The 6,393-nt window shown below is 57.3% G+C and carries 5 protein-coding genes; 3 read left to right on the top strand and 2 right to left on the bottom strand.

Features of this window, described 5'->3' with window-relative positions; translation table 11 throughout:
• Positions 1-254: 254 nt before the first annotated feature.
• Complete coding sequence (locus QS713_RS07385; protein WP_313274026.1) at positions 255-1,064, top strand: alpha/beta fold hydrolase; 810 nt, start codon at positions 255-257, stop codon at positions 1,062-1,064.
• A gap of 69 nt (positions 1,065-1,133) precedes the next feature.
• Here the strand turns inward: QS713_RS07385 and QS713_RS07380 are convergent, their stop codons facing one another.
• The gene (locus QS713_RS07380) at positions 1,134-2,711 is read right to left on the bottom strand and encodes a dolichyl-phosphate-mannose--protein mannosyltransferase (protein WP_313274024.1); all 1,578 of its coding nucleotides are present in this window, start codon (positions 2,709-2,711) and stop codon (positions 1,134-1,136) included.
• A gap of 178 nt (positions 2,712-2,889) precedes the next feature.
• Between QS713_RS07380 and rsmI the strand changes: the two genes are divergently transcribed.
• Entirely contained in the window at positions 2,890-3,762 is an 873-nt protein-coding gene (gene rsmI / locus QS713_RS07375) for a 16S rRNA (cytidine(1402)-2'-O)-methyltransferase (RefSeq protein WP_313274023.1), read from the top strand.
• A gap of 49 nt (positions 3,763-3,811) precedes the next feature.
• Complete coding sequence (metG, locus tag QS713_RS07370) at positions 3,812-5,626, top strand: methionine--tRNA ligase (protein WP_313274021.1); 1,815 nt, start codon at positions 3,812-3,814, stop codon at positions 5,624-5,626.
• A 39-nt stretch (positions 5,627-5,665) separates the two neighbouring features.
• Here metG and QS713_RS07365 read toward each other — a convergent pair whose 3' ends face one another.
• A complete protein-coding gene (locus QS713_RS07365; protein WP_313274019.1) occupies positions 5,666-6,352 on the bottom strand; it encodes a Bax inhibitor 1 family protein in 687 nt (228 codons plus the stop codon).
• Between the last annotated feature and the right edge of the window lie 41 nt (positions 6,353-6,393).

The following is a 6,393-nucleotide window of genomic DNA, read 5'->3' as shown; positions in this document are numbered from 1 at the left end:
GGGAGAGTAAGACACCGCCACACACAAAACACATTAAACAATTTGGGGGCCGGCACACACTAGTGCCGGCCCCCAAAACACACCCACCAAAACCACGTGTAACACACACGCAAACCAGAACACACTCAAACAACACGCACGTGCTTGACCTAAACGCGCAAGCCACATAACACTCGCAAGCCAGAACACAGCTACGACCAAAAGCAGCACCCAAGCACTTGCGTAAACCACACGGTAGGCCCATACACTGAGGTATGGAACAATTCTTAGAGGTCAGGCCTAACGAAAGCATTTGTTACGAGCGCATCGGTAACCCCGATGGTCCCCTCATTATTAATATTGAAGGTCACAGTGCTCAACGCATCGCGATTCCGCAACAGTGTTTAACAGGATTAGCTGAGGCTGGGTATGACGTGGTGTCATTCGATAACCGGGATGTGGGCCGGTCGCTGCGTGCAAGCAGTCGGTACACGCTTCACGACATGGTGGAGGACACGCACGCCCTCATAAAGCATTGCGGAAAACCATCGGTACTTACGGGCCGGTCAATGGGTGGAATGATTTCCCAACTACTCGCAATAAAATACCCGGAAGAAGTGCTTGGACTGGGCCTGTTCTACACGCGCGCAAAACACACGCCAGCTACCGAAGTTCCAGTGAACACGCAGGCACCGTTTGAAGACGTTGAAAGTTATGTGCAATACCGCGAAAAGAGTATGCCGCGTCTTGCGGGCAGTAAGTACCCGTACCCGGAAGGTCACGTTGAGAAGCTTGCGCGACGAATGTGGGAACGCGGCGTGTCATTTGTTGGCAACGAACGCCAAGGGGCTGCGATGGCTGCTACCGATCCGTGGGCGGAGGAAACGAAGGGAATTAAAGTACCGACAATAATTGTGCATGGGGACGAAGATAGGGTGATTGACGTGGAAGAAGCGCGCCTACTGCACGAACTCATTCCAGGAAGCACGCTTGAGATTGTAGAAGGCATGGGGCATCAGCAACCCGCGCAGCTGACTGACTTCTTTATTGAGGCAACCACCTCGGTTGTTCCCAACATGCAGTAAGCAGGTTGCTACACTGACGCGGGCAGATACTCACCCGCGCGGTTAGCTACTCACCCGCGCGGTTAGCTACTACACCCACGAGGGTAGCCACATGCGTAAATGCCACGCGTCGTATGAAATGGTCTGCCCCGTCCAAATAGGCATAAAGAACAGTGCGGTAACCACCACCAGGGTGAAAACGAGTGCAACCACAAGCAGTGCAAATACTGGGGAACGTGGGAAAGCTAGTGCGGCGACTTCCCGAACCGCCCAAGTTAGGGTCAACGCAACAAACGGGGCAAGAACCACCGTGTAAAAGTTAAAAGTGGTGCGATCTAAATAAAGGAACCACGGTAAATACGTAGCCGCGTAACCAGTTAGCAGAACGCCCTCAACGAAAACGTTTTGGTGTCGCCAAAGCCTGTGCGCAAATACGACCACGAGCAGCACGAGGGCGGCTGCGCCCAACCACCACAGCAGCGGATTCCCCAGTGCCAGCACCGCTTGCACACATTCAGAGGAACCACAGCTACCCCCTGGTTTTTGGTAGGCAAACGAGGTCGGACGCAACTGCAGTAACCACTGCGGTGCCGACGACATGTAACTGTGGTGCGAACCTAGGCCGCGGTGGAACTCATACATTTGGAGGTGGTACTGCCACCAGTCAGATAACGTTCCCCACACCCCGCTGTGCACACGCCCCCACGCGTTAGAATGCGCAAACCAGGACCACCACGAAAGTACGTACACCACCGCAGCGGTTGGGACTAAAGTGACAAAAGCGGGAAGACCTTCGCCGATAACGGCCGTGAAAAACGGGTGCGGCTCACGCTTGCGGCGCCGAGCGAACTCAAATAACACCACAAAGATCCCCAGGGCCGCGAGGACATAAAGACCAGACCATTTAACAGAAATGGCTAGCCCTGCGAACACTCCTGCCGCGAGCATCCATGGACGCCGCCCCGCAGATGGGCCAAGCCACGCTTTGCCGCGTACGGGTAAACTGATGCGGCGCTCCAGTGAAAGCGGAGGGACTGCAGTTTCCATGTATTTTCGGTGCAGCACCGCGCTGGACATGCGGTAATCCAACACGATGCACAAAAAAGCAGCAAGAGTGAACAGGGCCAGAAAAACATCCAGTAACCCGGTGCGCGACAGCACGATACTGACCCCGTCAAGCGTCACAAAACTCCCCGCTAGGCCAACGGCAATACGCGAATAAGACAAGTGCCACGCTAACCGGCACACCAGCATGACGCAGAAAACCCCAGCCACCGCAGTGGCAATCCGCCAGCCCACCGGATCCGACTGGCCAAACAGACGCATCCCCATTCCGATCAGCCACTTCCCAGTCTGCGGATGCACCACGTACGCTGCCTTACTACTCAGCCCCGAAGTGTCCCCGCGCGCGAACGCCTTGTTAATCGTATCGCGTTCCGCCCCCGGATCCCCCTGAGGAACCGCGTTCGCATCCGCCGTTTCCCACTTGCCCTCATACCCCAATTGCGTGAGGGACCACCCGTCTTTGACATAGTAGGTTTCGTCAAAAATTATGGTCGGTATGGCGCTCAACCCGGGCAGGCGGATCAGTGCCGCCACCGCCATAATCGCAAGCGTCAGCCCCCACGCTTTAGAGCGTACCGAGCGGATTAGTGGTAGTTCGTGCACAGCCTTCATGTTACTTAAAATGCGCCTGAGGTTGTTGTACCGTTCGCTTTCCCGGCCTCTGCCCAGCCGCACTAGTAGCCCAGCCGCACTAGTAGCCCAGCTGCACTAGTAGGGGCCGGGCGTGATAGCCGCCGCACTCGCTGCTATATGGGCTGGACGGGGATGCCCCGCAGGGTGCATGTGTGCGATGCTATTGCACGTGGAGCACAATAACTATGTTCAAGCACCCGGAACGATCCTGCTGGCCGCAACCCCGATTGGGCAAACAGACGATGCCTCAACACGGCTCGTGCGCGCTATCGAGCAGGCGAATGTGATCGCTGCGGAGGACACGCGCAGACTCCGCGGGTTGTGCTCCCGCCTTGGGATTGAACCTGGTGGCCGCGTGCTGGCACTGCATGAACACAACGAGGACCACAAGGCGCAAGCGCTCGTGGACACTGCAGCAGCCGGTCAGCGGGTACTGCTCGTATCCGATGCGGGTATGCCCACCGTTTCGGACCCCGGTTACCGCGTGGTCCAAACCGCTATCGCAGCAGGCGTGCGGGTTAGTGCACTCCCCGGTCCCTCAGCGGTACTTACCGCACTAGCCGTTTCGGGTCTGCCCACCGACCGGTTTTGCTTTGAGGGGTTCCTCCCTCGGAAAGGAAAAGAGCGAAAGCACGCGATTGCGCAACTGGTAACGGAAGAACGCACCACAATATTTTTTGAATCCCCGCGTCGTCTGCACACAACTTTGGTGGATTTGGCGGCTGTGTGCGGGAAAGACCGGCAGGCGGTGGTGTGCCGGGAGCTGACAAAAACGCATGAGGAAATCTTGCGCGGCACACTACAAGAGTTGGCGCGGGCAACTGCGGGGGAGGTTCTGGGGGAAATCACGATCGTCATGGCGGGCGCGGCGCCGCAGGTGGCGGACCCTCAAGATCACGTGCAGGCGGTACTGGCGTTAACGCAAGAGGGAATGCGGCTAAAAGACGCGGCCGCGCAAGTGGCTCGCGCGACGGGTCTGCGTAAAAACGAGCTTTACGACGCCGCGCTGGCAGCGAAATAGGTAGGGCGCGAAGTAGTAAACTACGCGTGGAAAATAATAGACTGGGCGCATGAGTCGTATACTTTCAGCAGTTGCCTGGCCCTACGCGAACGGGCCGCGTCATATCGGACACGTAGCGGGTTTCGGAGTTCCATCCGACGTATTTTCACGCTACATGCGCATGCGGGGCCACGACGTGCTGATGGTGTCGGGCACAGATGAACACGGCACCCCAATTTTAGTGGCTGCTGACCAGCAGGGAATGAAGCCGCGGGAACTGGCGGACAAAAACAACCGGATGATCGTTGAAGACCTGGTGGCGCTCGGGCTGTCGTATGACCTGTTTACCCGCACCACTACCGGTAACCACTACCAGGTGGTTCAGTCCATGTTTGAGGTTGTGCGCGACAACGGTTACATGATGGTGCAAACTACGCGTGGCGCCGTGTCCCCGTCAACGGGGCGGACGCTGCCGGACCGGTACATTGAGGGCACCTGCCCGATTTGTGGTACGGAAGGGGCACGTGGGGACCAGTGTGATGCCTGCGGGAACCAGCTGGACCCAACCGACCTGATTGACCCGCGGTCAAAGATTAATGGTGAGGTACCGAAGTTCGTGGAGACCGACCATTATTTCTTAGACCTTCCCGCGTTGGCGCGGGCGCTATCCGCGTGGTTGGATGACCGGGAGGAATCCGGCAGGTGGCGTCCGAACGTGATCCGGTTTTCAAAAAATTTTCTTGAGGATATCCGCCCGCGCGCAATGACTCGTGATATTGACTGGGGTATCCCCGTGCCGGGCTGGGAGGATCAGCCTAGTAAACGCCTGTACGTGTGGTTCGACGCGGTAGTGGGTTACCTGTCGGCCAGCATTGAGTGGGCGCGCCGCACCGGGGATCCGCAAGCGTGGCGGAAATGGTGGAATGATCCAGAAGCGTTGTCGTACTACTTTATGGGGAAAGATAACATCGTGTTCCATTCCCAGATTTGGCCCGCGGAACTGCTGGGTTATAACGGTGAGGGGGACAAGGGTGGGCAACCCGGTGATTTTGGGAAACTGAACTTGCCGACCGAGGTGGTTTCCAGTGAGTTCCTCACGATGGAGGGGCGCAAATTCGCTTCTTCCAGAGGGATTGTTATCTACGTGCGGGACATGCTGGAGCGGTACCAGGCGGATGCGCTGCGGTACTTCATTTCTGCTGCGGGCCCGGAAACGTCTGACGCGGACTTCACGTGGGCGGAGTTTGTGCGCCGCACTAACGATGAGTTGGTAGCGGGGTGGGGGAACCTGGTGAATCGCACCGCTTCGATGATTGCGAAACGTTTCGGGCAGATCCCAGCGCCAGCGCAGCTACAAGACATTGATAGTGCATTGCTGGCGGAAGTGCAGAGCGGTTTTGAAACCGTTGGTGGTTTGATTGAGCGCCACCACCAGAAAGCTGCGTTGGCGGCGATCATGAAGCTGGTGGCGAAGGCTAATAAATACGTGACGGAAACGGAGCCGTTTAAACTTAAAGCTGATGATGAGCGCGAGCGGCTGGGCACAATCTTGTGGACGCTGGCGCAAGTGGTGGCTGATTTGAACCTCATGTTGAGCCCGTTCCTTCCGCATTCGGCGAACGCGGTAGACCAGGTGATGGGCGGTGCCGGGCAAGTGGCGCCGATGCCGCGGATTGAAGAAGTCACAGACCTGGATGCGAAAGCAGATGATGGGGCGGAACTTTCTTACCCCATAATCACCGGTGACTACACGAACGTACCCAAGTGGGAGCGGCGCGAGGTTGCGGTGGGCACGCCCGTGTCCAAACCAAAACCAGTGTTCGTGAAGCTAGACCCGTCCGTGGTGGAAGAAGAGCTGGAGCGTTACGCGAACCTCGGGAAATAACGCGCGAACTTCGGGAAGTAAAACGCGGACGCTGCGGCGCTATTTGCGTCGGCGTGAACTGAAGAACGTGAACCCGGCGATAACTAGCATCACTACGCCTGCCGTGCCGAAAAATACGGTAGGTAACAACGCGGGGTTATACATTTGCAGGTTCGGGATAAACGGGAGTATCACGCACGCAAGCCCGATTAGAATGCACAAGATCGCCCAGGTTAACAGCCCGAAATGAATCGGCCGGTCCGGTGGTAGCGAACTGGTGCGCTCACCAGAATCCGCCTTGTACAAAGGCGTGCCCGCATCTGTTGCCTGCGTTTGCGCAGCAGTAGGCTGCGTTTGCGCAAAATAATCCCCGTGCGGGGCTTGCTCGCCCGTGGCCTCGGGGGAGAAAGCTGTGGTTGCCTCCGAGGCATCTGCCATGTCTCCATCAGGTGAATCTGTTTTGGCTCCTTCGGGTGAATCTGTTTTGGCTTCCTCGGGTGAGTCTGTTGGGTCCCCCTCGGAGGTTTCTACCTTAGGAGCCTTTACCTCGGGTTCCCCCTCGGGGGTTTCTACCTTAGGAGTCTTTACCTCGGGTGCGTCTATTTGCGGGCTAAGAAACTCAGTCGTCGGCGTCTCGGCCTCGGCCGCGGCTTGCTGCTCGACTGGGGAAACCGGCGGTTCTTCGCTCTGCTGGTCTTGCGGAAGGATCTGCGTATCATCTTCAGGCTTCGTGTTGTCAGTGGTCATGTCTAATCCCTAGAACGGTCTTGGGGGGTACAGATTATTAG

Source organism: Gleimia hominis (assembly GCF_032085515.1).
Taxonomy (GTDB): Bacteria; Actinomycetota; Actinomycetes; order Actinomycetales; family Actinomycetaceae; genus Gleimia; species Gleimia hominis.
Note: the sequence above shows the minus strand (reverse complement) of the source record. Positions and strands in the feature narration are given on the sequence as shown.